Source organism: Leifsonia sp. 563, assembly GCF_040545055.1.
Taxonomy (GTDB): Bacteria; Actinomycetota; Actinomycetes; order Actinomycetales; family Microbacteriaceae; genus Leifsonia.
In genome coordinates this window covers 1,338,684-1,363,074 of the sequence record NZ_JBEPLE010000001.1, presented here as the reverse complement: position 1 = coordinate 1,363,074, position 24,391 = coordinate 1,338,684, and the positions used below count along the sequence as shown (strand labels likewise).

25 protein-coding genes are annotated in these 24,391 nt (G+C 67.8%); 16 read left to right on the top strand and 9 right to left on the bottom strand.

The features are described from left to right. Positions 1–1,171: 1,171 nt before the first annotated feature. Together ABIC47_RS06615 and ABIC47_RS06610 are read left to right on the top strand one after the other, a co-directional pair. Positions 1,172–2,158, top strand: coding sequence for a ParA family protein (locus ABIC47_RS06615; protein WP_089879398.1), 987 nt, complete (start codon positions 1,172–1,174; stop codon positions 2,156–2,158). After that, complete coding sequence (locus tag ABIC47_RS06610; protein ID WP_354478508.1) at positions 2,158–3,135, top strand: ParB/RepB/Spo0J family partition protein; 978 nt, start codon at positions 2,158–2,160, stop codon at positions 3,133–3,135. The genes ABIC47_RS06615 and ABIC47_RS06610 overlap by 1 nt, the downstream gene beginning before the upstream one ends. Here the strand turns inward: ABIC47_RS06610 and ABIC47_RS06605 are convergent. The 6 genes from ABIC47_RS06605 to ABIC47_RS06580 form a co-directional block, all read right to left on the bottom strand. Next, positions 3,126–4,091, bottom strand: coding sequence for a D-alanine--D-alanine ligase family protein (locus ABIC47_RS06605; RefSeq protein ID WP_020076185.1), 966 nt, complete (start codon positions 4,089–4,091; stop codon positions 3,126–3,128). The genes ABIC47_RS06610 and ABIC47_RS06605 overlap by 10 nt on opposite strands. Before the next feature lie 14 nt (positions 4,092–4,105). Further along, the gene (locus ABIC47_RS06600; RefSeq protein WP_354478505.1) at positions 4,106–5,431 is read right to left on the bottom strand and encodes an aminotransferase-like domain-containing protein; all 1,326 of its coding nucleotides are present in this window, start codon (positions 5,429–5,431) and stop codon (positions 4,106–4,108) included. A 135-nt stretch (positions 5,432–5,566) separates the two neighbouring features. Continuing rightward, positions 5,567–5,911 (bottom strand): thioredoxin, encoded by a 345-nt coding sequence (gene trxA, locus ABIC47_RS06595; protein WP_481299496.1) that lies wholly within the window; start codon positions 5,909–5,911, stop codon positions 5,567–5,569. Next, complete coding sequence (trxB, locus tag ABIC47_RS06590; RefSeq protein ID WP_018189021.1) at positions 5,908–6,894, bottom strand: thioredoxin-disulfide reductase; 987 nt, start codon at positions 6,892–6,894, stop codon at positions 5,908–5,910. Before trxB ends, trxA begins: the two co-directional genes overlap by 4 nt. 84 nt (positions 6,895–6,978) lie before the next feature. Continuing rightward, positions 6,979–8,586, bottom strand: coding sequence for a murein biosynthesis integral membrane protein MurJ (gene murJ / locus ABIC47_RS06585; protein WP_354478500.1), 1,608 nt, complete (start codon positions 8,584–8,586; stop codon positions 6,979–6,981). Then, positions 8,579–10,858 carry a DUF6049 family protein gene (locus tag ABIC47_RS06580; RefSeq protein ID WP_354478497.1) on the bottom strand — a complete coding sequence of 760 codons (2,280 nt, stop codon included), beginning with the start codon at positions 10,856–10,858 and terminating at the stop codon, positions 8,579–8,581. Before ABIC47_RS06580 ends, murJ begins: the two co-directional genes overlap by 8 nt. A gap of 95 nt (positions 10,859–10,953) precedes the next feature. Between ABIC47_RS06580 and ABIC47_RS06575 the strand changes: the two genes are divergently transcribed. The 10 genes from ABIC47_RS06575 to ABIC47_RS06530 all read left to right on the top strand — a co-directional run bounded on the left by ABIC47_RS06575 (position 10,954) and on the right by ABIC47_RS06530 (position 19,778). After that, positions 10,954–12,378, top strand: a complete 1,425-nt coding sequence (locus tag ABIC47_RS06575) for a CCA tRNA nucleotidyltransferase (RefSeq protein WP_354478494.1) — start codon at positions 10,954–10,956, stop codon at positions 12,376–12,378. Next, on the top strand, positions 12,363–13,265 hold the full coding sequence (locus ABIC47_RS06570; protein ID WP_354478491.1) for a carbohydrate ABC transporter permease: 903 nt from the start codon (positions 12,363–12,365) through the stop codon (positions 13,263–13,265). Before ABIC47_RS06575 ends, ABIC47_RS06570 begins: the two co-directional genes overlap by 16 nt. Beyond that, positions 13,252–14,085 carry a carbohydrate ABC transporter permease gene (locus ABIC47_RS06565; protein ID WP_354478488.1) on the top strand — a complete coding sequence of 278 codons (834 nt, stop codon included), beginning with the start codon at positions 13,252–13,254 and terminating at the stop codon, positions 14,083–14,085. The genes ABIC47_RS06570 and ABIC47_RS06565 overlap by 14 nt, the downstream gene beginning before the upstream one ends. A gap of 13 nt (positions 14,086–14,098) precedes the next feature. After that, the gene (locus ABIC47_RS06560; protein WP_354478485.1) at positions 14,099–15,436 is read left to right on the top strand and encodes an ABC transporter substrate-binding protein; all 1,338 of its coding nucleotides are present in this window, start codon (positions 14,099–14,101) and stop codon (positions 15,434–15,436) included. A gap of 242 nt (positions 15,437–15,678) precedes the next feature. After that, positions 15,679–16,050: a 30S ribosomal protein S6 gene (gene rpsF / locus ABIC47_RS06555; protein ID WP_018189014.1), complete on the top strand. Its 372-nt coding sequence runs from the start codon at positions 15,679–15,681 to the stop codon at positions 16,048–16,050. 4 nt (positions 16,051–16,054) lie between these two features. Continuing rightward, the gene (locus ABIC47_RS06550) at positions 16,055–16,567 is read left to right on the top strand and encodes a single-stranded DNA-binding protein (RefSeq protein ID WP_018189013.1); all 513 of its coding nucleotides are present in this window, start codon (positions 16,055–16,057) and stop codon (positions 16,565–16,567) included. Between the two features lie 81 nt (positions 16,568–16,648). Continuing rightward, positions 16,649–16,912 (top strand): 30S ribosomal protein S18, encoded by a 264-nt coding sequence (rpsR, locus tag ABIC47_RS06545; protein WP_018189012.1) that lies wholly within the window; start codon positions 16,649–16,651, stop codon positions 16,910–16,912. Between the two features lie 11 nt (positions 16,913–16,923). Then, positions 16,924–17,376: a 50S ribosomal protein L9 gene (rplI, locus tag ABIC47_RS06540; RefSeq protein WP_018189011.1), complete on the top strand. Its 453-nt coding sequence runs from the start codon at positions 16,924–16,926 to the stop codon at positions 17,374–17,376. Positions 17,377–17,837: 461 nt separating this feature from the next. Next, a complete protein-coding gene (gene dnaB / locus ABIC47_RS06535; RefSeq protein ID WP_018189010.1) occupies positions 17,838–19,211 on the top strand; it encodes a replicative DNA helicase in 1,374 nt (457 codons plus the stop codon). A gap of 75 nt (positions 19,212–19,286) precedes the next feature. Next, the gene (locus ABIC47_RS06530; protein WP_354478478.1) at positions 19,287–19,778 is read left to right on the top strand and encodes a hypothetical protein; all 492 of its coding nucleotides are present in this window, start codon (positions 19,287–19,289) and stop codon (positions 19,776–19,778) included. Positions 19,779–19,847: 69 nt separating this feature from the next. On the opposite strand, the gene ABIC47_RS06525 is transcribed toward ABIC47_RS06530, so the two are convergent. Next, positions 19,848–20,822, bottom strand: coding sequence for an NADP-dependent oxidoreductase (locus tag ABIC47_RS06525; RefSeq protein WP_354478475.1), 975 nt, complete (start codon positions 20,820–20,822; stop codon positions 19,848–19,850). Between the two features lie 79 nt (positions 20,823–20,901). Between ABIC47_RS06525 and ABIC47_RS06520 the strand changes: the two genes are divergently transcribed. From ABIC47_RS06520 to ABIC47_RS06510, 3 genes are all read left to right on the top strand, one after another. Continuing rightward, on the top strand, positions 20,902–21,453 hold the full coding sequence (locus ABIC47_RS06520) for a TetR/AcrR family transcriptional regulator (RefSeq protein ID WP_354478472.1): 552 nt from the start codon (positions 20,902–20,904) through the stop codon (positions 21,451–21,453). An 85-nt stretch (positions 21,454–21,538) separates the two neighbouring features. After that, positions 21,539–21,967 (top strand): helix-turn-helix domain-containing protein, encoded by a 429-nt coding sequence (locus tag ABIC47_RS06515; RefSeq protein WP_354478470.1) that lies wholly within the window; start codon positions 21,539–21,541, stop codon positions 21,965–21,967. A 74-nt stretch (positions 21,968–22,041) separates the two neighbouring features. Continuing rightward, positions 22,042–22,455, top strand: coding sequence for a VOC family protein (locus ABIC47_RS06510; RefSeq protein WP_354478467.1), 414 nt, complete (start codon positions 22,042–22,044; stop codon positions 22,453–22,455). A 20-nt stretch (positions 22,456–22,475) separates the two neighbouring features. Here ABIC47_RS06510 and ABIC47_RS06505 read toward each other — a convergent pair whose 3' ends face one another. Further along, positions 22,476–23,075 carry a gamma carbonic anhydrase family protein gene (locus tag ABIC47_RS06505; RefSeq protein ID WP_354478465.1) on the bottom strand — a complete coding sequence of 200 codons (600 nt, stop codon included), beginning with the start codon at positions 23,073–23,075 and terminating at the stop codon, positions 22,476–22,478. An 85-nt stretch (positions 23,076–23,160) separates the two neighbouring features. On the opposite strand from ABIC47_RS06505, the gene ABIC47_RS06500 reads away from it, so the two are divergent. Next, positions 23,161–23,664 (top strand): hypothetical protein, encoded by a 504-nt coding sequence (locus tag ABIC47_RS06500; protein ID WP_354478462.1) that lies wholly within the window; start codon positions 23,161–23,163, stop codon positions 23,662–23,664. Here the strand turns inward: ABIC47_RS06500 and ABIC47_RS06495 are convergent. After that, positions 23,657–24,367: a Pr6Pr family membrane protein gene (locus tag ABIC47_RS06495; protein ID WP_020076202.1), complete on the bottom strand. Its 711-nt coding sequence runs from the start codon at positions 24,365–24,367 to the stop codon at positions 23,657–23,659. The two genes, ABIC47_RS06500 and ABIC47_RS06495, sit on opposite strands and share 8 nt — an antisense overlap. Between the last annotated feature and the right edge of the window lie 24 nt (positions 24,368–24,391).

Sequence of the window (24,391 nt, the reverse complement as noted above, 5' to 3'; positions counted from 1 at the left end):
GACTAGGGCGGGACTCCGCGGCCTGCAGCCGCGGCGGGCTTCGCAGGCGTGATGTCGTTTCACGTGAAACAGTGCCGATTCCTGACACATCGCCATGCGATCGGCGGAGCCTGACCGTAGGTGCAAGGGCTTAGGGAGCTTGGCAGACCATTCGACGCGCGCCGCTCAGCTCTCCATAAGAGCTAGCGCTCCGTTCGCCATCGGCCCTCGTCGGGAATTGAGCCGGACAGGCCCTCCGCTTTCGAGGCCGATCGGGTGCGCACAGCAGTGGGCCAGCGCAGGACGCGGGAGGATTCCGGGACAGACACAAGGTCCCTCTCGACTCGATAACGGCCGTCCGGACGTGGATGCGATCTGCGATTGCTGACGCGGATCCCGTCAAGTCACGAGTGAGTCACCGATCGATCGATCGATCTGCCAGGCAAGCCCGTCCGGATGCTCTTGGAAGGTTAGGGCGGCGCGACTCAATCGGGCGATAGGGCTGCCGCCGGTAAGGATGGATGACCGAGTGGATCCCGGAACAGCTGGCGCACGGGGCAACGTGACGAGCGCTGGCCGCTAGCCGTTGAGCACTGTCGGGCCCGCTCCGCGTCAACCCCTGGGAGCCGAAGTACGGCGCGCGCCTCACAGCATCAACTGCCGTTCATGGACAGCGATCACCCCATGTGTGGAGGCTGTTGGACCGCGGGTCCATTCCAACCGGGGCGCCCGGTTCCCGCCCACTCCCCCGGGCAGAACGTGCGATTTCGCCTATTCCCCAGCGGCTCCCCGACGTTGCCTTTGGCAGTTCGGGACTCGAGATACTCAAACCCGCGGATCACTCGGGGTACGCGCGGAGCGTAAAGGCGTGCGGTGCTGGACGGCTGGTGTTCTTCGCTCCAACGTTTCACGTGAAACGCGCGCAACGCGCGCAACACGAGGCCTCGCCCCGGCGGATATCAGCGGACGAGCCACCGAGCGATACAGGCGATCCTCCGCGCTGAAGACCGCGACGGAAAAGGCCAACGTTTCACGTGAAACAGACGACGCCGCACTACCCATGCGCGCGATCGGAACGACACTTCTCCACAGGTTGCGCGCCGCGCGGAAAGCGTCGGACATCCGAGTTAGAGTGGTTCACGGGTGCGCTGCTGGTGTGCCGACGACCAGCCGGAAGCCGGTGCCACGCATTATGGAGCGACGCGAGTTTCACGTGAAACAACCCCATCAGGACGAGCACGATCAGGACGAGCACGGCGGAGTAGGTGAGATCGACAGCGTGACGGATGCCGACACGACGGACGACAGCTTTGACGTGGGCACTCCCCTGGCGGAGGAGATTCAGGACCTGGCCCGCCGTCGGCAGGTGATCGCATCCACAACGTTGCCGCTTCCCTCTCAGACGCGCATCTTCACCATCTCGAATCAGAAGGGTGGCGTCGGCAAGACCACCACAGTGGTCAACCTGAGCGCGGCGCTCGCCAAATCGGGCGCGCGGGTGCTGGTGATCGACCTCGACCCGCAGGGCAACGCATCGACGGCCCTCAGTGTCGAGCACCGCGAAGGAACGCCCAGCGTCTATGACGTAGTGGTGAACGACCGAGAGCTCGAAGAGGTGATCCAGAAGAGCCCGGAGTTCGATGGGCTCTTCGTCGTTCCGGCGACCATCGACCTCGCCGGCGCCGAAATTGAACTCGTCTCCATGGTGGCGCGGGAGCAGCGGCTGTCGCGCGCCCTCAACCGCTTCCTCGACGAGTACGACATCGACTACGTGCTCATCGACTGCCCGCCGTCACTCGGGCTCCTCACGATCAACGCGTTCGTTGCTGCCAGCGAAGTGCTCATCCCCATCCAGTGCGAGTACTACGCGCTGGAGGGCCTCAGCCAGCTGCTGAAGAACATCCAGCTGATCGAGCGTCATCTGAATCCCCGGCTGCAGGTGTCCACGATCCTGCTGACGATGTACGACTCCCGCACGAACCTCGCTCACCAGGTCGCTGCGGATGTTCGTGAGCACTTCCCCAACGAGGTCCTCGACACGATCATCCCCCGCTCCGTCCGCATCTCCGAAGCACCCAGTTACGGCCAGAGCGTCATCAGCTACGACACCAACTCCAGCGGTTCCCTCTCCTACATGGAGGCGGCCGCCGAGATCGCACGAAGAGGAGTACCCCGCTAATGGCAGCGAAGCGCACCGGACTGGGCCGAGGAATCGGCGCACTCATCCCCACCAGCGATCAGTCCGCCCGTCCCGTCGACGTCTTCTTCCCTGATAACAGCGCGGGAGGCGCCGCCGCCCGCTCATCGGCCGCGGTCGCCGTCGCGGAGCGCGAGGACGACCTGGTCGCGGTTCCCGGCGCTCTCCTCGCCAGCATCTCCCCCGCCGACATCGTCCCGAACCGCGTGCAGCCGCGCACCGAGTTCGACCGAGATGCCCTCGACGAGCTGATCGCGAGCATCCGCGAGGTCGGGGTCCTCCAGCCGGTCGTCGTGCGTCCACTCCCCGACGAGCCGGGCCGCTACGAACTGATCATGGGCGAGCGCCGCCTGCGGGCGACCAAGGAGCTCGGGCTGGACTCCATCCCCGCGGTGGTCAAGGACACCGGGGACGAGGACATGCTGCGTGACGCGCTGCTGGAGAACCTCCACCGCAGCCAGCTGAACCCCCTCGAGGAGGCGTCCGCCTACCAGCAGCTCCTGGCCGACTTCGGCATCACCCAGGAAGAGCTGGCGACCCGGATCGGACGCTCTCGTCCGCAGATCACCAATACCATCCGGCTTCTCAAGCTGCCCGCGTCGGTGCAGGCGCGGGTCGCCGCCGGCGTGCTCAGCGCAGGGCACGCCCGCGCGATCCTGTCACTCGGTGACGACCAGGAGGCGATGATCCGCCTCGCCGACAAGATCGTCAACGAAGACCTCTCCGTGCGGGCGGCCGAGGCGGCCGCCAGCAAGACCCCGAAGCCGCCGCGCACCAAGGCGACGGCAGGTCGGCACCGCGGCCACTTGGATGAAATTGCTGGTCAGCTGGGAGATCGGCTGAACACGCGGGTGAAGATATCCCTGGGTGCACGCAAGGGCCAGATCGTCGTCGACTTCGCGACCATCCAAGACCTCAACCGGATCCTCGACGAGATCGGGCAACCCAGCTACAGCTGAGAGGCGTCGGCGATCGCCGCGGCAGCCAGCGCCGCGTACACCTCGGCCGGCTCGCGCCCAGAGGCGCTGATGGCCTGCGGCATGATGGACGTCTCCGTCAGTCCCGGCAATACGTTCGCCTCGAGGAACCAGGGCGTGCCGGCGCCATCGACGATCAGGTCGATTCGCGAGAGATGCCGCAGGCCCAGCGCGTTGTGGGCGGTTCGCGCCGCTTCGGCCACCGCCTCCAGGACCTTCTCGTCCAGCCGTGCGGGCACGTAGAACCGGGTCTCCCCCGCGTTGTACCGCGCGTCGAAGGTGTACACGCCGTCGACAGGTTCGATCTCCACCGCGGGCAGAGCCTCCGGACCATCGCCGGTGTCCACCACCGCGACCGAGACCTCCACGCCCTCGACCTTGCGCTCGATCAGCGCGACATCCGAATACGTGTACGCGTCGACCATGGCGCGCGGCAACTCCTCGGCCGACGTCACGATGGTGACGCCCTGCGCGGACCCGCCCTGGGCGGGTTTCACGACCACCGGGAGGTCCAGTCCCGAGAGCACGGTCGTGAGCACACTGCCCGCCCCGAGTTCACGGAAGGTCTCCTGCGGAAGGGTGACCGACTCCGGTGTCGCGACTCCGGCACGGGCGACGATCGTCTTCGCTGTCGGCTTCGACCAGGCAAGACGGGAGGCGTCGGCCCGCGAACCCACGAAGGGCACGCCGGTGATCTCCAGCAGGCCGCGCAGTGCCCCATCCTCTCCACTGGCGCCGTGCAGCGCAGGCCACACGACGTCGGGTGCGGACTCCTCCAGGAAGGCGAGCAGCGAGGCATCGGGGTCGCGGAAGGTCACCGTGTGGCCCAGCGCGTTCAGCCCGTCCGCCACTCGGCGCCCCGTGCGCAGGGAGACGTCGCGCTCGTGCGAGATCCCCCCGGCGAGGACGACGACATTCAGTGCTGCTTTTTCAGCCATGATCAGGTCTTTCTCTAGCGCAGATCGGTCGGGGGGTTGGCGCTCGTGCGGCTGCGGCGCTGAGAGGCTTCGAGCGGGCCGGTGCCGGCGAAGGTGTCAAGCAGGTCCTGCTCCCCGCCGATCACGTTCGCGAGCCGCCGCACACCGACCCTGATGTTCTCCGGAGTCGGGTAGCAGAACGACAGCCGGATGTTGTGAGCACCAGAGCCATCGGCGTAGAAAGCCGTGCCCGGCGTATAGGCCACGAGCTCGGTCACGGCGCGAGGGAGCATGGCCTTCGAGTCGAGGTGCGGCGGCAGGGTGAGCCAGACGTAGAACCCACCGTTGGGATCGGTCCAGCTCAGCTCGGGCAGGTGCTCGTTGAGAGCGGAGATCATCGCCTCCTTGCGCTCCCGGTAGACGCCGCGGAAGGTGTCGATCTGCGCCTTCCAGTCCGCGTCCTGCAGGTACTCCGAGATCACCAGCTGACTGAACGAGCTCGGGCTCAGCACAGCCGCCTCGTTGGCGAGGATGAGCTTCTCGCGGATGGCGTGCGGCGCCAGGGCCCAGCCCACCCGGAACCCGGGAGCCAACGTCTTGGAGAACGTCCCCAGGTAGACGACGCCGTCCTTCTCGACCGACCGCATCGCCGCGGGCGGCTTCTCCTCGAAGTAGAGCAACCCGTATGGGTTGTCCTCCAGCACGAGGATGTCGTTCTCTCGCGCGATCGCGAGGATCTCCAGCCGCCGCTCCCAGGTCAGGGTGACGCCGGCGGGGTTGTGGAAGGTCGGCACGGTGTACAGGAACTTCACGCGTCGTCCGGCCGCCTTCAGCCGCGCGATGTGCTCGCGCAGCGCCTCGGGGATGAGGCCGTGCGCATCCATCGGGACGTGGTCCACCTCGGCCTGGTACGACTTGAAGATGACCATCGCGGTCACATAGCTGGGCCCCTCGGCGAGCACGACGTCGCCCGGATCGATGAAGAGCTTGCTGAACAGCTCCAGGGCATGCTGCGAGCCGGTGGTCACGACGACATCGTCAGCGCTGCCGCTGATGCCCTCGAGCGCCATGACCTCGAGGATCTGCTCGCGCAGCGCCGGAACGCCCTGACCGGAACCGTACTGGAGGGCGACCGCTCCCTGCTCGCGCATGACGCGATCCATCGCGCCGACCACCAGGTCTTGCGGGAGGGCGGAGACGAACGGCATGCCGCCGGCCAGCGAGACCACCTCGGGGCGGCTGGCGACGGCGAACAGGGCTCGGACCTCACTGGCGGCGAGGCCGCTCGTACGCTGCGCATAGTGGTGATACCACGGGTCCAGATTGTTGCCCCGCTGCTGCGGAGTGCCCTGTTCGATCACGTGTGAGTTCCGTTTCTCTGCCGTTGAGCCATGCTATGGGGGCGACGCACTGCGGAGAAAATCGTGCGTCGCCGGGTACGAAAAAGACCCGCCCGGCGGGTGAGCGCCGGACGGGTCTGAAGAGGACGGGTCGCGCTACGCCAGGTAGGCGGCCAGGTCGGCCTCGAGGGCGGGCTTCGGCTTGGCGCCGATGACGGTCTTGACGACCTCGCCACCCTGGTAGACCTTCATCGCGGGGATGGAGGTGATCTGGTACTTCGCAGCGGTCTGCGGGTTCTCGTCGACGTTGAGCTTGACGATCTCGATCTTGTCGGCGTGCTCGGAGGCGATCTGGTCGAGGATCGGGCCGACGGCGCGACACGGACCGCACCACTCAGCCCAGAAGTCCACCAGAATGGTCTTCTCGCTGTTGAGGACGTCCTGCTCGAAGCTGGAGTCCGTAACCGAACGTGCTGCTGACATTTTCTTGTATCTCCTTATGCGGTGGTCGTGAGTTCGAGGTCACCCGACGCGCCATCCGCTGCGCTGTCGAGCAAGTTCTGGGGAAGCGTCGTCAGGTAGTGCTCCGCGTCGAGCGCGGCGACGGTACCGGACGCCGCGGCGGTGACCGCCTGGCGGTACGTCGGGTCGATGACATCACCCGCGGCGAACACGCCGGGCAGGTTGGTCTTCGAGCTCCGGCCGTCGACCGCGATCGTACCCTCGGGGGTCAGGTCGAGCTGACCGTGGACCAGGTGGACGCGCGGGTCGTTGCCGATCGCGATGAACAGACCGTGCAGCTGCAGCTCGCTCTCCTCGCCCGTGACCAGGTTGCGGAGGGTGATGTTCTGCACCTGCTCGTCGCCGCCGATCGCCACGACCTCGGAGTTCCAGATGAACTCGATCTTGTCGTTGGCGAACGCGCGGTCCTGCATAATCTTGGAGGCGCGCAGCGAGTCGCGACGGTGGATGACGTACACCTTGTCGGCGAATCGGGTGAGGAAGGTGGCCTCCTCCATCGCCGAGTCTCCGCCGCCGACGACAGCGATCGTGCGCTGGCGGAAGAAGAACCCGTCGCAGGTGGCGCACCAGGAGACGCCGTGGCCGGAGAGGCGCTCTTCGTCCTCCAGGCCCAGCTTGCGGTACGCGGACCCCGTCGCGAAGATCACGGCGAGAGCCTCGTGCACGGCGCCCGATCCGAGCGTGACGCGCTTGACCTCACCGGTCAGGTCGACGGAGACGACGTCGTCGAGGACGATCTCGGTGCCGAACTTCTCGGCCTGCGCCTGCATCTTGAACATGAGGTCCGGGCCCATGACGGCCTCCGGGAACCCCGGGAAGTTCTCGACCTCCGTGGTGTTCATCAGCTCACCGCCGGCCTCGACAGAGGAGGCGATCAGCAGCGGCTTCAGATTGGCGCGGGCCGCGTAAATGGCCGCGGTGTAACCGGCAGGGCCGGAACCGATGATGATGATCTGCCGCACGGCGGAACTCCTTGACCTGATCGCGACACCTTCGTCTGGAGGCGTCGACCTGTAGAACACATCCTAGGCGGATGCTATTCCGTGTCACCTGGGCGTGCGTGAACGCCTTCCGGCGCGGCCCAGAAGGGGCGCAAGACCGGCCTCCAGGTCGGGCGATCGCAGCATCCCCAGGAAGCCGACGTAGACGACGAGCATGACCACGCCGACGATCGCCGTGGCGACGACGGCCGCGATCGGGCCGCTCACCGGGAACGCCCCCTTCTCGACACCGCCGAGGATGATGAGGAAGCCCGCGCCGGCGGCCATGGCGGCGAGGGCGGCGACGAGGAAGCGCCAGAGCGAGCTCAGGATGCGCGCCCCATCCACTCCCCCGGTCCGCCGGCGCAGCAGCGCGAACGCCAGGATCGCCTGCACGAAGCTGGCGATCGAGACGACCAGGGCGACGGCGGCAGCCCGGTTCGGGGCGGGCACGAGGAAGCAGAGCAGTACGCCGGCGAGGATGACGGCGACCTGGGCCAGGGTGAAGAAGAACGGCGTGCGCGTGTCCCCCAGCGAGTAGAAGGCCCGCTGCGCCATGAAGACGAGGGAGAAGGGCACGAGACCGACCAGGTACGCGATGAGGACGAGCCCCATCGCCTGGTAGTCGCCGGTGAACACGCGAGCGATCGGGTAGGCCGTGACGATGAGGGCCGCGGACGAGAAGACGATGAGGAACATGATCGACCGCGCCGCTGACGAGAAGTCCTGACGGAAGTCGGCTGTGGCGCCCCGATGCGCGTGCTCGGCCATGCGCGTGTAGAAGGCGGTCACGATGGAGACGGCGATGATGCCGTGCGGGAGCATGAAGATCAGCCACGCGTTCTGCATGACGAAGGGACCGGCGTTGGCCTCCCCCGCCGAGTTGGAGACGTTCGTCTCGACCAGCCCGGCGATCTGGGTGGCGATGAGCATGGCGAACGTCCAGCCCGCGGCCTTGCCCGCCGTCCCGAGGTTCACCCCGCGCCAGCCGAAGTCGAACCGGAAGCGCAGCCCGACCCGCCGCCAGAAGACGAACAGGATGAGCGCCTGCACAGCCACGCCCAGGGTGGCACCGCCGGCGAGCAGGGCGATCATCCAGAACGACCAGCCGCTGTCGTGCTTGCCGGAGGCGGCGGTGCCGAAGGCGAGGATGAAGGCCGCGAGCAGCACGATGGCGATCACGTTGTTGACGACCGGCGCCCAGGTGAACGGCCCGAAGGACTTGCGAGCGTTCAGCACCTCGCCGAGCAGAGTGTAGAGGCCGAGGAAGAAGATCTGCGGCAGCGACCAGTAGGCGAACGCGGTGGCGAGGTCCCTCTGGGCGGCGGGGATGCCGAAGAGGGAGACCAGGACCGGTGCGAGGAATGTGGCGACCACCGCGACCGCGGCGAAGACGACCATCCCGAGCGTGACGAGCTTGTTGATGTACGCGCGGCCGCCGTCTGCGTTGACGGAGGCGCGGATGATCTGCGGGACGAGGACGGCGTTGAGGATCCCCTGCGCGATGATCGCGTAGACGCTGTTGGGGACGATCGTCGCGGTGCCGTAGGCGTTCGCGGCGAAGCTGATCGCGCCGATCGCCTGCACCAGGAGCCACGCCTTCGCGAACCCGAGAAGACGCGACACCAGGGTGCCGGAGGCGAGGAGCGCGCTGGCGCGGCCGACGCTAGCCACCGGGGCGCTCCTCCGGGGGCGATGCGGGCGTGGAACCCTCTGACGGGGTTACGTCCTCGTCGCCCTGCGCGTCGGCCGCCCCGCTCCCGGCCGCATCTGCGGCATCTTCCTCGCGCTTCGACCGCCGCCGCAGGATGTTCCGCACGATCCCGAAGCCGAACAGCAGCACCAGCAGGATGCCGAAGATCAGCGCGCCGATGCCCTCCCAATCGGCGTGCACATCCACCGTCACCGAGGTCGGATCGCCGATGGGCACACCGGTCGGGCTGTACAGATGCAGCGACAGCACGACCTGGCCGTTGCCCACCTTGGCCTTGACGGGGATGAGGACGGTCGCGCGCGAGTCCTTGACGATGCGCTTGGTGGTCGACTGGTCGACCTCGAGCCGGCCGTTGGAGGGAGCGGCGGTCAGCACGATCGTCACGGCTTCGTCGGTGAGGCCGTTGCTCACCGTGAAGGGGATGGACCCCTGGGCGCTCACGAGGTTGACGTTCTCCGTCGGCAGGATGCGGATGGAATGAAGCGTCTTGTCCGTCGTTGCCCGCTCCTTCGCGACGGCGGTATTCCAGTCCGTCCGCGGGTTCAGCCACGAGACCGCCAGCAGTGTGAGCAGATCCGAACGGGTACGGCCGGTCAGCGTCGTGGGGTCGTCGAGCACCGTGGCGAACTGGCCCAGCGCGACCTCGTCCTGGATGAGCGCGCGGATACCGGTGATGCGATCGGCGCTCTCGGGGGTGTCGACGAGATCGAAACCGGCGGTCTGGGGTGCGCCGGCGATCGCCGGGAAGGAGGCGGGAGCCGACCACGGCGAGGAGAACAGCGCGTTGAGCGTTCGCTCGAACTGCGTTCCGCTCGACGGCCAGGAGCGGTCGAGTGCCACGAGGAGCCGGCGCGCGTCGCCGGACTCCTGCGCGATGAGCTCAAGCTGGGCGTTCACCTTCGACATGGCCGAGTTCCACGCGACGTCGCTGGGCGCGGAGATCGCCTGCCGCAGCGCGTCGCTCAACGGCTGGTCGGAGGCCAGGATGCGGCTGTCTCCCGAGCTCAGGGTCGCGTTCGGGGTCGTGCTCAGGTCGTTCGCGTTGGTGTTGCTGCCGGAGACGATGGTGGTCTTCAGGCCGGCGGCCGCGAGCGGTGCGAGGTCGGCTCGACGGACCGTCTTGTCGCCCGGCCAGCCGATGCCGGTGAGGGTGTAGTCCCAGGCGAGCAGCTCATCCATCGTCGGCAGGACGGGCCCGGGGCTCGTCGTCGGCGTGGGGCTGGGCGTCGACGTCGAAGTCTTCGGTGTCGGCGTGGGCGTCGCCGTGGCGGGCTCCCCCACGGGTGTGGGCGCCGGCGTGAAGTTCTTCGGGTCGATCGCGTACGAGAGCGAGGTCGGTTGCAGCGGCGTCGGGAGGCCCGCCTGGAGTTGGCCGGCGAGGTCCGCATCCCCGTAACCCAGTGAGAAGGTTTCGTTGGGCAGGTCGGCCAGCCGCTCCAGCCAGTCGAGCGCGCTCGCCGGGGCAGCGTTGCCGAGGGCTCGGATCGAGGCGATGATCATCGGGTCGATGCCGACCGTGACGGTGGTGTGCCCGGCGAGGCCGTCGAGTTCGCGGGTGAGGATGCCGTTGGGCGCCGTGTAGGTCGCGAGGTCGTCTGCCGCGATGATCCCGTTCGTGCCGGACGGCGTGACGATCGGCAGAGCGACGTTGACGCTGGCCTGCTTTGCGGTGCCGCCCGGGTACCAGACGGCGGAGCCGCGCGCGGTCGTGTCCGAGGATCCGGCATGCACCGAGGCGCCGATTCCGAACACGGCCGACGACGTGCGACCGGCGAACGGGAGCGAGGCCGCGGGCGCGCTCACGCGCACCACCGTGCTCGAGCCCGGCTCGAGCGTGTTCAGCTGGGCCTTGCCGAGATCGAGGGCGCCGGACACCGAGTCGGTGGATGCGAGCCACGAGGCCAACGCCTTCCGGTCGTTCTGCGCCGCCGGATCGACCCAGAGCGAGACGGTGCCCGACTGGAAAGCGGTGTCGGTCGGGTTCGAGACGGTGACCGAGACTCCGAGGTCTTTGCCGGGCGTCAAAACCCCCGCGTCATCAGCGGTGATGGATGCGGCCAGCTCCGTCCCGGCCGCGGCCTTCGGAGCCGGCGTGACCGCTTCCGCTGCACCTGCGGGATGCGCGACGCCTGCGAGAACGGCGAGCGCCCCGACGGCGACGGCTGCCGCCGTCACACGCAGACGGGCGCGGAGCGACGCACCCCTCCGGAGGGTGGGGGAGGTTGCCGTCATGCGTCGACGCGCGATCCCGACTCGGCCTCCATGTGGTCGATTGTAGAGGCCGCCTGCTGAGAGGCCGGCGAGGAGGGCCGTTAAACTGGGGCACCATGCAGAGCGTCGCCGAATCCCTCGAACGCCTCGGCGACCTCGCACACACGCCGTCGGTCGCCCGCCTCGCCGACGCCTTCCAGGCCGCGGGGCACGAGCTCGCGCTCGTCGGCGGCCCTGTGCGGGACGCCCTGATCGGCCGGCCGGTGCACGATCTCGACTTCACCACGGACGCCCGGCCCGACGACATCGTCCGGGTCGTCGGGCCCATCGCCGATGCGATCTGGGATGTCGGCCGCAAGTACGGCACGATCGGTGCACGCCTCGGCGACGACACGGTCGAGATCACGACCTACCGGAGCGACAGCTACGACGGCGCCACCCGCAAGCCGGAGGTCGAGTTCGGCGACACCCTCGAAGGCGACCTGCTGCGCCGGGACTTCACGGTCAACGCTCTCGCCCTCCGGCTGCCGGAAGTGCGCCTGGTGGATCCCTCCGGCGGGGTGGAGGACCTCATCGCCGGGGTGATCACCACACCGAGCAGCCCCCAGATATCCTTCGGCGACGACCCGCTGCGGATGATGCGGGCCGCGCGCTTCACTGCACAGCTGGGCTTCACGGTCGACGAGGCCACGCGGGAGGCCATGTCGTCCATGGCCGAGCGGATCGAGATCGTCAGCGCCGAGCGCGTCCGCGACGAGCTGAGCAAGCTGCTGATGGCGGACGAGCCGCGGCGGGGGCTCGAACTGCTCGTGGAGACCGGCCTGGCCGATGAGGTGATCCCCGAGATCCCCGCGCTCCGGCTGGAGGCCGACGAGCATCACCACCACAAGGACGTCTACCAGCACAGCCTCACCGTGCTCGACCAGGCGATCGGATACGAGAAGGAGCGGCATCCCGGCGAGGCGCCCGATCTGGTGCTGCGTCTGGCCGCGATCCTCCACGACATCGGCAAGCCGGCGACCCGCCGCTTCGAGCCCGGCGGGGCGGTCAGCTTCTATCACCACGACGTCGTCGGCGCGAAGCTCGCCAAGAAGCGGCTCACCGCTCTGCGGTTCGACAAGTCGACCATCGACTCCGTCGCCCGGCTGATCGAGTTGCACCTGCGGTTCTTCGGCTACGCCGACGCGCACTGGACCGACTCGGCCGTGCGCCGCTACGTCCGCGACGCCGGCCCCGAGCTCGAGCGCCTGCACATGCTCACGCGGGCCGACGTCACGACCCGTAACCGGCGGAAGGCCGACCGTCTGGGCTTCGCCTACGATGACCTCGAAACGCGCATCCGCGAACTCCGCGAGCAGGAGGAGATGGATGCGGTGCGCCCGGATCTGAACGGAGAGCAGGTGATGAGCATCCTCGGCATCCGCCCCGGCAGGGAGGTGGGTCAAGCGATGAGGTTCCTCCTCGAACTCCGACTCGACGAGGGACCCCTGGGCGAGGAGGAGGCCACGCGGCGTCTCCTCACGTGGTGGGAGAACCGCTGACCCAGCGTTCCCGCTCCCGCGCGCTGCGCCGACGGGATGCCGTCACCGGCTACGCGCTGCTCGCGCCGAGTCTGTTCGGTGTCGCGTGCTTCCTCGTGCTGCCGGTGCTCGTGGTGGTGTGGCTCAGCTTCCAGAGCTGGGACCTCATCCACCCGCTGCGGTTCGCCGGGGTGGCCAACTATGCGTCGGTCCTCACCGACCCGGTCTTCGGAAACGCCTTGTTGGTGACGGCGGTGTTCGTGGTGATCGTCATCCCGGTCCAGACCGCGCTCGGGCTGTTCGGCGCATCGCTGCTGACGCGCGGACTCCCCGGCTCGGCCGTGCTGCGCACGATCTACGCCCTCCCCTGGATCTGCGCGCCCCTGGCGCTGGGGGTCGTGTGGAAGTGGATCTTCGCCCCGACGGGCGGTGCGCTCAACGCGCTGCTCGGTGTGCGTGTCGAGTGGCTGACGGACCCCGTGCTCGCGCTGCCCGCCGCGGCCGCTGTGGTCATCTGGACGAACGTCGGCTACGTCACTCTGTTCTTCCTCGCCGGGCTGTTGAACATCCCGAACCACATCGTTGAGGCCGCACGCATCGACGGCGCCGGTCCGGTCGCCCTGTTCTGGCGGATCAAGCTGCCCCTGCTCCGGCCGACGATGTTCTTCGTGCTGGTGACGAGCGTGATCGCCACCTTCCAGCTCTTCGACCAGATCTATGCGCTCACCGGCGGCGGGCCGGAGCACCGGACGGATGTGGTCGCGAATCGCATCTACACGGAGGCCTTCCAGTCGTTCGACCTCGGGCGGGCATCCGTCATGGCCGTGGTGCTGCTCGTGCTGCTGGTGGCGATCACCATCGGGCAGCAGCTGTACTTCCGCAGGAGGACGACCTATGACCTCGGGTAGGCGGGTCCTCCGGACGGTCGGCGTCTACCTCCTGCTGCTGGTCGGCGCGGCGGTGACGCTCGCGCCCTTCCTGCTCAGCGCGATGACGGCCTTCAAGACGCCGGCCCAGTTCGCTCGCACGCCCGCGTTGACGCCGCCCGATCCGTGGACGCTCGACAACCTCGTCTCGCTGTTCACCGGCCCGGCCGGTTTCGGCCGGGCGCTCCTCGTCACGGCGCTCGTCACCGTGTTCATCCTGGTGTTCCAGCTGGTCTTCTCGATCATGGCCGCCTACGCGTTCGCCCGCGTCGACTTCCCCGGACGGGATGCGCTGTTCTGGGTATATCTCGCGACGCTCATGGTGCCGGCGATCGTGCTCGTCATCCCGCTGTACCTGATGATGGCGCAGCTGGGACTGCGCGATACGTTCTGGGGCCTCGTGCTCCCGTTCTCCTTCGGGAGCCCGTACGCGATCTTCCTGCTCCGCGAGTACTTCCGCGGGATCCCGCAGGAGCTCATCGCCGCCGCCCGGCTCGACGGCGCATCCACCCTGGACATCCTCGTGGAGATCGTGGTCCCGCTCTCCCGGCCGATCATCGCGACGCTTGTGCTGATCACAGCGGTGAGCCAGTGGAACAACTTCCTGTGGCCGCTGGTCATCACAAGCGGTAACACGTGGCGGGTGGCCACCGTCGCCACTGCTAGCCTCCAATCCCAGTACAACGGCAACTGGACAGTTGTCATGGCAGCGACGACGCTGGCGATCGTGCCGCTCGTCGTGCTCTTCCTGATCTTCCAGAAGCGCTTCGTGCGGTCCATCACGATCACCGGCTTCCGGTAGAGGAGGATCTGACATGGCCAAGCGCTCGACCGTCATCGCAGCATCGGTGGCGGGTCTCGTCGTGCTGGTCGCCGCGGTCGGCATCACGACAGCTGTCGCGGGATCGGCACAGCCGGCCAAGCAGACGGTCACGGTGCGGCTGTGGGACGAGCAGGTGCAGAAGGCCTATCGAACCTCGTTCGCCGAGTTCGAGAAGAAGAACCCCGACATCGACGTGAAGACGGTGCTCGTGCCGTGGGCGGACTACTTCACGAAGCTGCGCACCGATGTCGCCGCCGGCGACGCCGACGACGTCTTCTGGGTGAACGCAGGCAACTTCGAGGACTATGCGACGGGCGGCGACCTGGTCGACGTCGGCAAGGCCCTGGGATCGGGAGCCTCGAAGCGCTGGCAGCCCAACGTCGTGAAGCAGTACACGCTCGACGGATCGCTGTGGGGTGTGCCCCAGCTCGCGGACCCGGGCATCGGAGTCTTCTACAACGCCGACCTGCTGAAGAAGGCGGGCGTCGACCCGGCGTCGCTGGGCAGCCTCCACTGGTCGCCCGATCGCGCGTCGGACACCCTCCTCCCCGTGCTGCAGAAGCTGACGCTGGATGCGGCGGGCCACACGGCGGCCGACCCCGGCTTCGACCCGCAGCACATCGTGCAGTACGGCTACAACGCGGCCAACGACCTGAACGCGATTTACATCAACTACCTCGGGTCGAACGGCGCCGCGCTGCAGAAGGGGGACCGCTTCGTCTTCGACACCCCGCGGGGCAGGCAGGCGTTCCAGTACGTCGTCGACCTGATCGACAAGTACCACGTCGCACCATCGGCGGCGGACACGAACACCAACGGCGACTTCAGCCGCGACCAGTTCACGCAGGGCCGCCTCGCGCTGTTCCAGACCGGGTCATACAACCTGGCGAACGTCGAACAGGGCGCGTCGTTCCAATGGGGCGTCGCTCCGCTTCCGGCCGGCCCTGCCGGCGCGATCAGCGTGACCAACGGCGTGATCGCCGCCGGCAATGCGCATTCGAAGCACCCGGACGCGGTCGACAAAGTGCTGCGGTGGCTCGGAAGTGCCGAGGGCTCGGCGGCGATCGGCGAGGACGGTTCCGCCTCGCCCGCCGTGGTCGCGGCCCAGCAGGGGTTTCTCGACTATTGGAAGAGGAAGGACGTCGACGTCTCACCGCTTTACGAGGTGCTGAAGAACGGCAGCGTGCAAGCACCGCAGGGCGCCGGGTGGGCGAAGGCGCAGGATGCGTTCGGGCCCGTGTTCGAGGAGATGTTCCTCGGGCGCATCCCGGTGTCGGACGCCCTGAAGAAGGCGCAGACGGCGGCGAACGCGGCGATCGGCGCCGACTGAGGGATTCCGTCCACAGATCTCCCGATCGCCCGGCTGTCCACAGATGCGGGTTTCCGGGCTCGCGGATGAGCCGGCCCGGCGAGGGTGGAGACATGACCGAGATCACCGCCGGCTGGCGCCCCGCACCCGCATCCGTTACGCTAGGGAAGTTGCCCGGGCAGAGTCCTGCCTTGGGCACGTCTATGACACCCTCCTGCTGCAGAACGTCTGCAGCCGCTGAGACCAGAGGAGGTGGGTTAGTCATGCATCAGTACGAGTTGATGGTCATCCTCGATCCCGAGATCGATGAGCGCACCGTGGCTCCGAGCCTTGACAAGTTCCTCAACGTCGTCCGGAACGACGGTGGAACGATCGACAACGTCGACATCTGGGGACGTCGTCGCCTGGCTTACGAGATCAACAAGAAGTCCGAGGGCATCTACGCCGTCGTCCAGCTCACCGCTGAGGGCGACACGACCAAGGAGCTCGACCGCCAGCTGAAGCTCAGCGAGGCCGTCATGCGCACCAAGGTCCTCCGCGCCGAGGAGGCGATCGCTCAGGTCGCCGCCGCTCAGAAGCGTGCCGACGAGAAGGCCGCCCGCAAGGCTGCCACCTCCGAGAAGGCCGGCGCCTAGTCCCATGGCCGGCGAGACCGTCATCACCGTGGTGGGGAACCTCACCGCCGATCCCGAGCTGCGCTACACGCAGAACGGGCTGGCTGTCGCCAACTTCACCATCGCGTCCACCCCCCGCACGTTCGACCGTCAGGCGAACGAGTGGAAGGACGGTGAGGCTCTGTTCCTCCGCGCCAGCGTCTGGCGCGAGTTTGCGGAGCACGTCGCCGGTTCGCTGACCAAGGGGTCGCGCGTCATCGCGCAGGGCCGCCTCAAGCAGCGCTCCTACGAGACGAAGGAAGGCGAGAAGCGCACCAGCATCGAGCTCGAGATCGATGAGATCGGCCCGTCGCTGCGCTACGCCACCGCTCAGATCACCCGCACGCAGTCGTCCGGAGGCGGACGTGGCCCGGGTGGCTTCGGCGGAGGTTCGCCTGCTGTCGAGGAGCCGTGGGCCGCATCGGCTCCGGCGGATCCCTCCGCCGGTGCGGATGTCTGGAACACTCCGGGCTCCTACAACGACGAGACCCCCTTCTAACGAGACTCGCTCCTCCGCAGAGGGGCACACATCATCAGCCCGCCGGCCGGAGGCCGGGTCGGGCGGAAAGCAAAGGAAACCATGGCTGGAAAGTCGAGCGGCGACCGCCGCAAGCCGATCCGCAAGGGCAAGGACGGCAAGAACGCCGCTCCCGCGAAGTCCGTTCGCGTGGGCGTCATCGATTACAAGGACGTCGCCACCCTGCGTAAGTTCATCTCGGAGCGTGGAAAGATCCGCGCCCGTCGCATCACCGGTGTCTCCGTCCAGGAGCAGCGACTCATCGCCCGCGCGGTCAAGAACGCGCGCGAGATGGCGCTCCTCCCCTACGCCGGCTCTGGCCGCTAAGGAGCAACGACATGTCGAAGGTTATTCTCACGCACGAGGTTACCGGCCTCGGCTCGGCCGGTGACGTCGTCGACGTCAAGAACGGCTACGCCCGTAACTACCTCGTCCCGCAGGGCTTCGCAATCGCGTGGTCGCGTGGTGGCGAGAAGCAGGTCGAGCAGATCAAGGCGGCCCGCGCCGCTCGCGAGCTGCACACCGTCGAGCAGGCTCAGGACCTCAAGGCCAAGCTCGAGGCGACCAAGGTCAAGCTGACCGTCAAGGCGGGCCGCGAGGGTCGTCTCTTCGGTTCGGTCAAGACCGGCGATGTCGCGGACGCCGTCAAGGCGGCCGGCATCGGCGAGCTGGACAAGCGCAAGATCGAGCTTCCGAACCCCATCAAGGTCGTCGGCGACCACGAGGCGACCGTGCGTCTGCACGACGACCTCTCGGCCGTCATCAGCCTCCAGGTGGTCGCTGCCAAGTAGGCGCGACGAAGCAGAAGTGTAGCGGCGGGCGAAGGCCCGCCGCTACCTTTCGTTAAGGCTGTTTTCCCCCGTTCTGTGCACAGGGCGTGATCGTTCCGAAGCAAGCTTGAACACAGGGTTCAAGGAAGTTTTTACACACAGCCTGGGGATAGTAAAACTGCTGTTCAGCGGATATATCCGCTCCGAAAGTTCTTTTTTCTCCACAGGGTTCCACACACCTTCTACACACGCTCTACGGCGTTTCGCCCACATTCTCCCCAGTTTTATCCACAGGCTGAGTTGTCACCGCGGACAGGGGTTCGTAGGGTTGATCGACGTCGACGGACGGCAGCCGCGAGGAGCGGCGATGTCGGAGGTCGTCCCGACAATCGACCCGAGGGAACTCGTCCACGCGAAAGCGTCGAACGACCCCACGACGGCTTCGTCGTGCCCCGAGGCAACGGACCAGTAGAGGAGTGAACGTGTCGATCGCCCATATCGGTCTCGCCGACGGTCGTGACCCGGGCGACGCCCGCTCGCCGGAGCGCACTCCGCCGCACGACCTCCTCGCCGAACAGAGTGCCCTCGGTGGAATGCTGCTCAGCAAGGACGCCGTCGCCGACGTCGTCGAGGTGATCCGCGGCACCGACTTCTACATCCCCAAGCACGAGATCATCTACGACGCGATCCTGTCGCTGTACTCGCACGGCGAGCCGACCGACGTCATCACCGTCACCGACGAGCTGACCAAGATCGGCGAGCTCTCGCGTGCCGGTGGCGCCGAGTACCTCCACACGCTGACGAGCCTCGTCCCGACCGCGGCGAACGCCGGCTACTACGCCAACATCGTCGGCGAGAAGGCGCTGCTCCGGCGGCTCGTCGAGGCCGGCACGCGCATCACGCAGATGGGCTACAAGGCCGAGGGTGAGGTTCTCGACCTGGTCAACAACGCGCAGGCCGAGATCTACTCGGTGACGGGAACGCAGGAGACCGAGGACTACGTCCCGCTCACCGAGGCCGTCACCGTCGCGATCGACGAGATCGAGGCGGCGAAGCACAAGGACGGCTCGATGACCGGTGTCCCCACCGGCTTCGCAGAGCTGGACGAGCTGACCAACGGGCTCCATCCCGGCCAGATGGTCATCGTGGCCGCCCGACCCGCACTCGGTAAGTCGACGCTCGCGCTCGACTTCGCCCGCGCCGCGGCGATCAAGCACGACATGCCAACTATCTTCTTCTCCCTCGAGATGGGGCGCAGCGAGATCGCGATGCGCCTCCTGTCCGCGGAGGCGACCGTCCCGCTGCAGAACATGCGCAAGGGAACCGTCGACAACCGCGACTGGACGACCATCGCATCCACCCGCGGCCGCATCAACGACGCACCGCTGTACATCGACGACAGCCCCAACATGACCCTCGTCGAGATCCGCGCCAAGTGCCGCCGCCTCAAGCAGCGCGTCGGTCTCAAGATGGTCATCATCGACTACCTGCAGCTCATGACCAGCGGCAAGCGCGTCGAGAGCCGCCAGCAGGAGGTCAGTGAGTTCTCGCGTGCGCTCAAGCTCCTCGCCAAAGAGCTGCAGGTTCCGGTCATCGCCCTGTCACAGCTGAACCGTGGTCCCGAGCAGCGAGCGGACAAGCTCCCCGCGCTGAGCGACCTCCGCGAGTCCGGCTCGATCGAGCAGGACGCCGACGTCGTCATCCTGCTTCACCGCGAGTCCGCCTACGAGAAGGACAACCCCCGGGCGGGCGAGGCCGACCTCATCGTCGCCAAGCACCGAAACGGCCCTACCCGAACGGTGACCGTGGCCTTCCAGGGCATGTACTCCCGATTTACGGACATGGCCCCGATCTGATTCGACGTTGTCGACCAGCGCACCGGTTGAAACCACCATCGTTTCCCGGTCGGCTTCGCCGCTAGAGTGACGTCGATGGCTCAACGCAAATCGCGTAAGCGCGGCAACCCGGCCTCCACCGGGCGGTCATCCAAAGCGCCCACGAAACGTCCGCCGCGCGGTTATCGGCTGAGCGCACGCACGATCAACCGGTGGACCCGCGTGGTGATCTACACGATGCTCAGCGGCTACGCGGTCGGCGCTGTCCTCGCGCTCATCGGCCTCCTCATCCACGACGACACGATGCCGGCACTCGGACTCGGCGTCGCCGCGCTCGTTACCGCAGTAGCGCTCGTCGGCGGAGCCTACCTGGGTGGCCAGAGCCTCGCCCGGTTCGGAGGCCTCGTCGCACTGGGGTTCCTCGCCGGCGTCGGGCTCGCCATCGGTGGCAAGGCACTCGCCCCCTGGGTTCCGGCGCTCGGAGTCGTCATCGCTGCGCTGTCCGCCATCGGTCTCATCCTTCTGGGAGTCCGGCGCCGCGTGCCGATGTGGCTCGGCGCTCGGAACGACGGCAGCCCCAACAATTGACCCAGCCTGCATTAACACGTTGGTGTGCGATCTGAGTGTGATGCAAGGGATCGAAGGCGGCCGTCGTGATCAGGATGTGGGCGCCTCCTGGGGTGGCAGGACCACGAGCTTGCCGTGAGGCGCGCCCGAAACGCTCGCCTCCATGGCCTCGCGCCAGTCGCTGAATGGGAAGGTGCCCGCGATGGGGAGCCGGAACTCGCCTCTGGCTGCGAGGTCGGCGTACTCCGCGACGACACCGGCATCCGGAAACGCGCCGGAGGCGAGGAGCAGGTCGAGGTTGACCCGGGCGCCGAGCTGTCGCGCTTCGTCGTGGTTGCTGATGGTGACGACACGGGACGGCACACCGCCTGCGAGCACGATGAGTTCGGCCAGTGTTCCCGGGCTGGGGCGCGGGGTGTCGAGCACCAGGTCCACGTCGCCACCGGCTAGGGCGCGCACCCGATCGGGCATTCCCTCTCCATAAGGAGTGACAAGAGCGCCGAACTCCTCCAGCTGATCCGCGAGGCTCGGTCCAGCTGTCGCGATGACGCGAACGCCGTGCCGCAGGGCCACCTGCACCGCCGCGAAGCCGACCATGCCGCCGGCGCCGTGGACGAGAAGCGTGGAGCCACGCTCCACCCCCATGGCGTCGAGCGTCCACACCGCTGTCTTGACGACCATCGGGAGGGTGGCGGCATGCGCTTCGTCGAGACCGTCGGGCAGCGGGAACCACTCGCGCAGGATCGCCACATCGGCAAGGCCGCCGCTGGCCTGTCCGGTGACGTCCGCCGTGCCGAAAACCCGATCGCCGACGGCGACGCCATCCACCCCTGCTCCGACCGCGTCAACGGTTCCGGCGACGTCGAAGCCGATCCCGCGCGGCAGTGCGCCGGCCTGGAAGCCGCGGCACACCTCCCAGTCGGCGGGATTGAGGCCGACCGCGGCGACTCGGACACGGACCTGGCCGGCACCGGGATCGGGGATCTCGGTCCGCTCCTCACGGAGCACATCGGACGGTTCGCCGTATTCGTGGAAACGGACGGTGCGGGATGGGATGGCGGTCATGCGCTCCTCCTCGGTATCGTTGTGACAGTCGCTGACGCTACCACGTTAAGTCAGTGACTGTCACTACGAAGGAGATCGCATGCCGAGAAGCGGCGAGGATGCACGCCGTCGCCTGCGGGAGGCTGCGCTCGAGCTCTACGGCGAGCAGGGCTACGACTCGACCACCACCGCGCAGATCGCGGCCCGCGCCGGCGTAACCGAGCGCACCTTCTTCCGGCACTTCGCCGACAAGCGGGAGGTGCTCTTCGGCGGTGACTCCGAGTTGCGGGACACGATGGTCGGCGCCATCGCGGGCGCGGCGCCTGAGACGTCGCCCCTCGATCTCGTGGTCGGCGCCTACCTCGCCGCCGTACCCCTGTTCGTCGCCGGGCGCCCGATCGCGATCCGGCGCGCGGAACTCATCGACGCCACTCCGGCCCTTCAAGAGCGAGCGCACGCCAAAACCGCTGCCCTCGCCGACGCGGTCGTCGACGCCCTGATGTCGCGGGGGATCACCGAGCCGACTGCCCGACTCGCTGCCCAGGTCGGCGCCGCAGCATTCCAGCGCGCGGGCGCGCAGTGGTACGCAGACCCGTCGCTCGACCTCCCGGCACTGGTCCGCGGCGCCGTCGACGAGGTCCGGCGGCTCTGACACCGAACCATGAGGTTGTAGCTGCACGCGGACGGCCGGGCGCCACCCCTGCCACCTGACGCGTCCGACCTCCTAACCTGGGGACGTGAGCCGCGAAGTCGAGGAGCGCAACCGGCGCCTGCTGCGTGCCCGCGACGCCATGGACAGGTCGTACGCCGAGCCGCTCGATGTGCGCGCCGTCGCGGCCGTCGCCCACATCTCGCCTGCGCACTTCAGCCGCTCCTTCCGTGCCGTCTTCGGCGAATCGCCTCACCAGTACCTGCAACGACGGAGGGTCGAGCGGGCGATGTTCCTGCTGCGTGAGACCGGACGTCCCGTGAGCGAGATCTGCCTCGACGTCGGGTTCAGCAGTCCGGGGACATTCAGCAGAACCTTCCGGGCGATCGTCGGGGTGACCCCCGGCGCCTACCGGAAGCGGCACGGGCCCGCGGTGACGCCGCACTGTGTCCAGCTCACCGTCATGCGACCCGTCCCCGGGCCGCCTCGACTCGAGCAAGAGAGCACGTTCGGATAAGTCGTCGACCCTCGCCGCTTTCTAGGATCGGGATCGACAATGGGGACTCATAAGGCGAAGGAGCCGGGAAGACGATGATCACCGCACTGAATGTCGCGTCCATCTTCGTTCTGAACAAGGACGAGGCACTGGACTTCTACGTCGGCAAACTCGGGCTGGAGAAAGGGAACGACGTCCAGCAGGGCACCTACCGCTGGCTCACGGTCCGCGTACCCGGAGGCGAGACCGAGATCTCCCTCGAGGAGCCCGGCCCGCCGGTGCACGACGAGGCGACCGGCAATCAGATCCGCGAGCTGATCACCAAGGGCGCACTGGGCGGGGGCCTCGTGTTCATTGCGGATGACGTGAGAGCCCTGTACGACACTCTGCGCGAGCGCGGCGTCACCGACTTCACCCAGGAGCCGACCGAGCACTTCTACGGCACCGACATGGGCGTCCGCGATCCGTTCGGCAACCCGATCCGCATCCTGCAGCAGGGGAACGGCTGAGCCGTCGCCGGCTCGTCCGATCAGCTCCCGTCGATCACCGTGTCGTCGGCGTGAGCGCCGTAGAACTCCGACTGCCGCCGCATGATCTCCCGCATCGACGTGTCGAGACCGGCGCCGTAGACGGTTCCCGCGTAGTCGAGTTCCCGCTGGATGGCCCAGATGTCGTCATGCCGTTCCGGCGGCAGGATGGATGCGGGTGAACCGACCGCGATCCATCCGATCGGGACGACGGCGCCCGGCTCGAGCACGGTGTTCACCTGGACGACCCCGTTGATGCGCACCTCCGCGCCCGTGCCGATGCGGCTGCCGGGGAAGAGTGAGGCGCCGGTCGCGATGAAGGCCTCATCCTCGACGATGCTCCCGTTCACGTGGGCATGCGGCCCGACCATGACGGCGGCGCCGACCCGCGCCGGGTGCCCCGACCGTCCGCGGATGAGCGCATGCTCCATGACGACGGTGTCCTCGCCGATGGTCACCTCACCGTCCTCCGCGCTGAACACGGCCCCGTGAAGGATGCGAGCGCCCGCCCCGACCCGGACGTTGCCGACGAGGACCGCGGACGGCGCGACATAGGCGGTCGCGTGGATCGACGGTTCACGGTCTCGGTGTCTGATGAGCATGCGCCCATGATGGCCGATCGCGGTCGTGGACGGGATCATCCTCCGGGAGGACGCGCGATCGGGTCCGGAGGCGTTCAATAGACGCATGATCGGCATCCTCCTCCCGGTGCTGCAGGGCGCAGGCAGCGTGGCGCTCGCGTTCGTCGCTTTCGCCCTCGCGTTCAGCTGGCCCTCGCTCCTGGCGCCGCTCCTGCGGCTGCGGACCGAGCGGGCACGGCTCGCCGGGTTCGCCGGCCTGGGGCTCGTGCTCGTGCTGGCCGCATCCCTCATCTACGCGACGCCGGGCGTGCTGCTCCGCGACCCGCTGGGGCTGCTGCTCGCGTTCCCGGTCGCCGCACTGTGGCTCATCGGCGCCGTCGCCCTCGTCATCCGCGGGCTCATCCTGGACGGCGCCGCGCGCGCCATCTCGGTCGCGTTCGCTGTGGTGGCGGGATGCGGAGCCCTCGCCGGCATCGTCTCGGCCGTCCTCGTCCAGCACGGGATGCCGGACACGGTCACGCCGACGGGCGCGTTCCTTCTCACGGTCGGGGCGCTCGCCGCTGTAGTGTTCTGGGCGCGCGCGGAGGAGCCGGAACCGCAGCTCAGCTGACCCCGGCGGCCGCCGCTGCGGCGTCGGGCAGGGGCCGACCGCCCCGCCACCGTCGGGAGATCCAGACGACTCCGTAGCCGGCGGCGAGGATGACGACGGCGATGAGAACCACGTAGAACGCGACGGACAGGTAGCCGTTCGGGCTCGTCTGCGGGTTCAGGAACGGGTACGGATACCACGGCGACTTCCCCGTCACCGGGTCCGCGGCGAACGGCGCGCGGATCAGCGTGTACACCGCCCAGAGGATCGGGAAGACGGCGATCCCCCACACGGCGCGCAGGCGCAGTGGGGTGCGCCCGGGCGCGAAGAGCCAGTCGATCAGCAGGTAAGCGGGCGCGATCACGTGCAGCACTTCGTTCGACCAGCCGACCGTCGTCCCCTGCGCGAGCGAGATGTTGCGCAGCAGCAGGTTGTAGACCACCCCGGTCGTCACCAGATAGGTGACGGATGCGGCACGCAGCCCGGTGAACCATCCCGGGTCGTCCCCCTTCCGCACGATCAGCAGAACCGCGCCGATCCCGAGCACGACGACTCCCAGAACGTTCGAGTCGATCGTGAAGAAGCTGAAGAAGTTCGCAACCAGACCGGCGACGTTGCCGCCCCGATCGCCGATGGATCGAACACTGGTCGTGAACTGGGCGATGACCGCCGCCAAGGTGAGGAGGAAGAACACCGCGCGGAGAACCGCGAAACCGATCCGCATGCCGCGATCGTAGCGAGCGAGCGG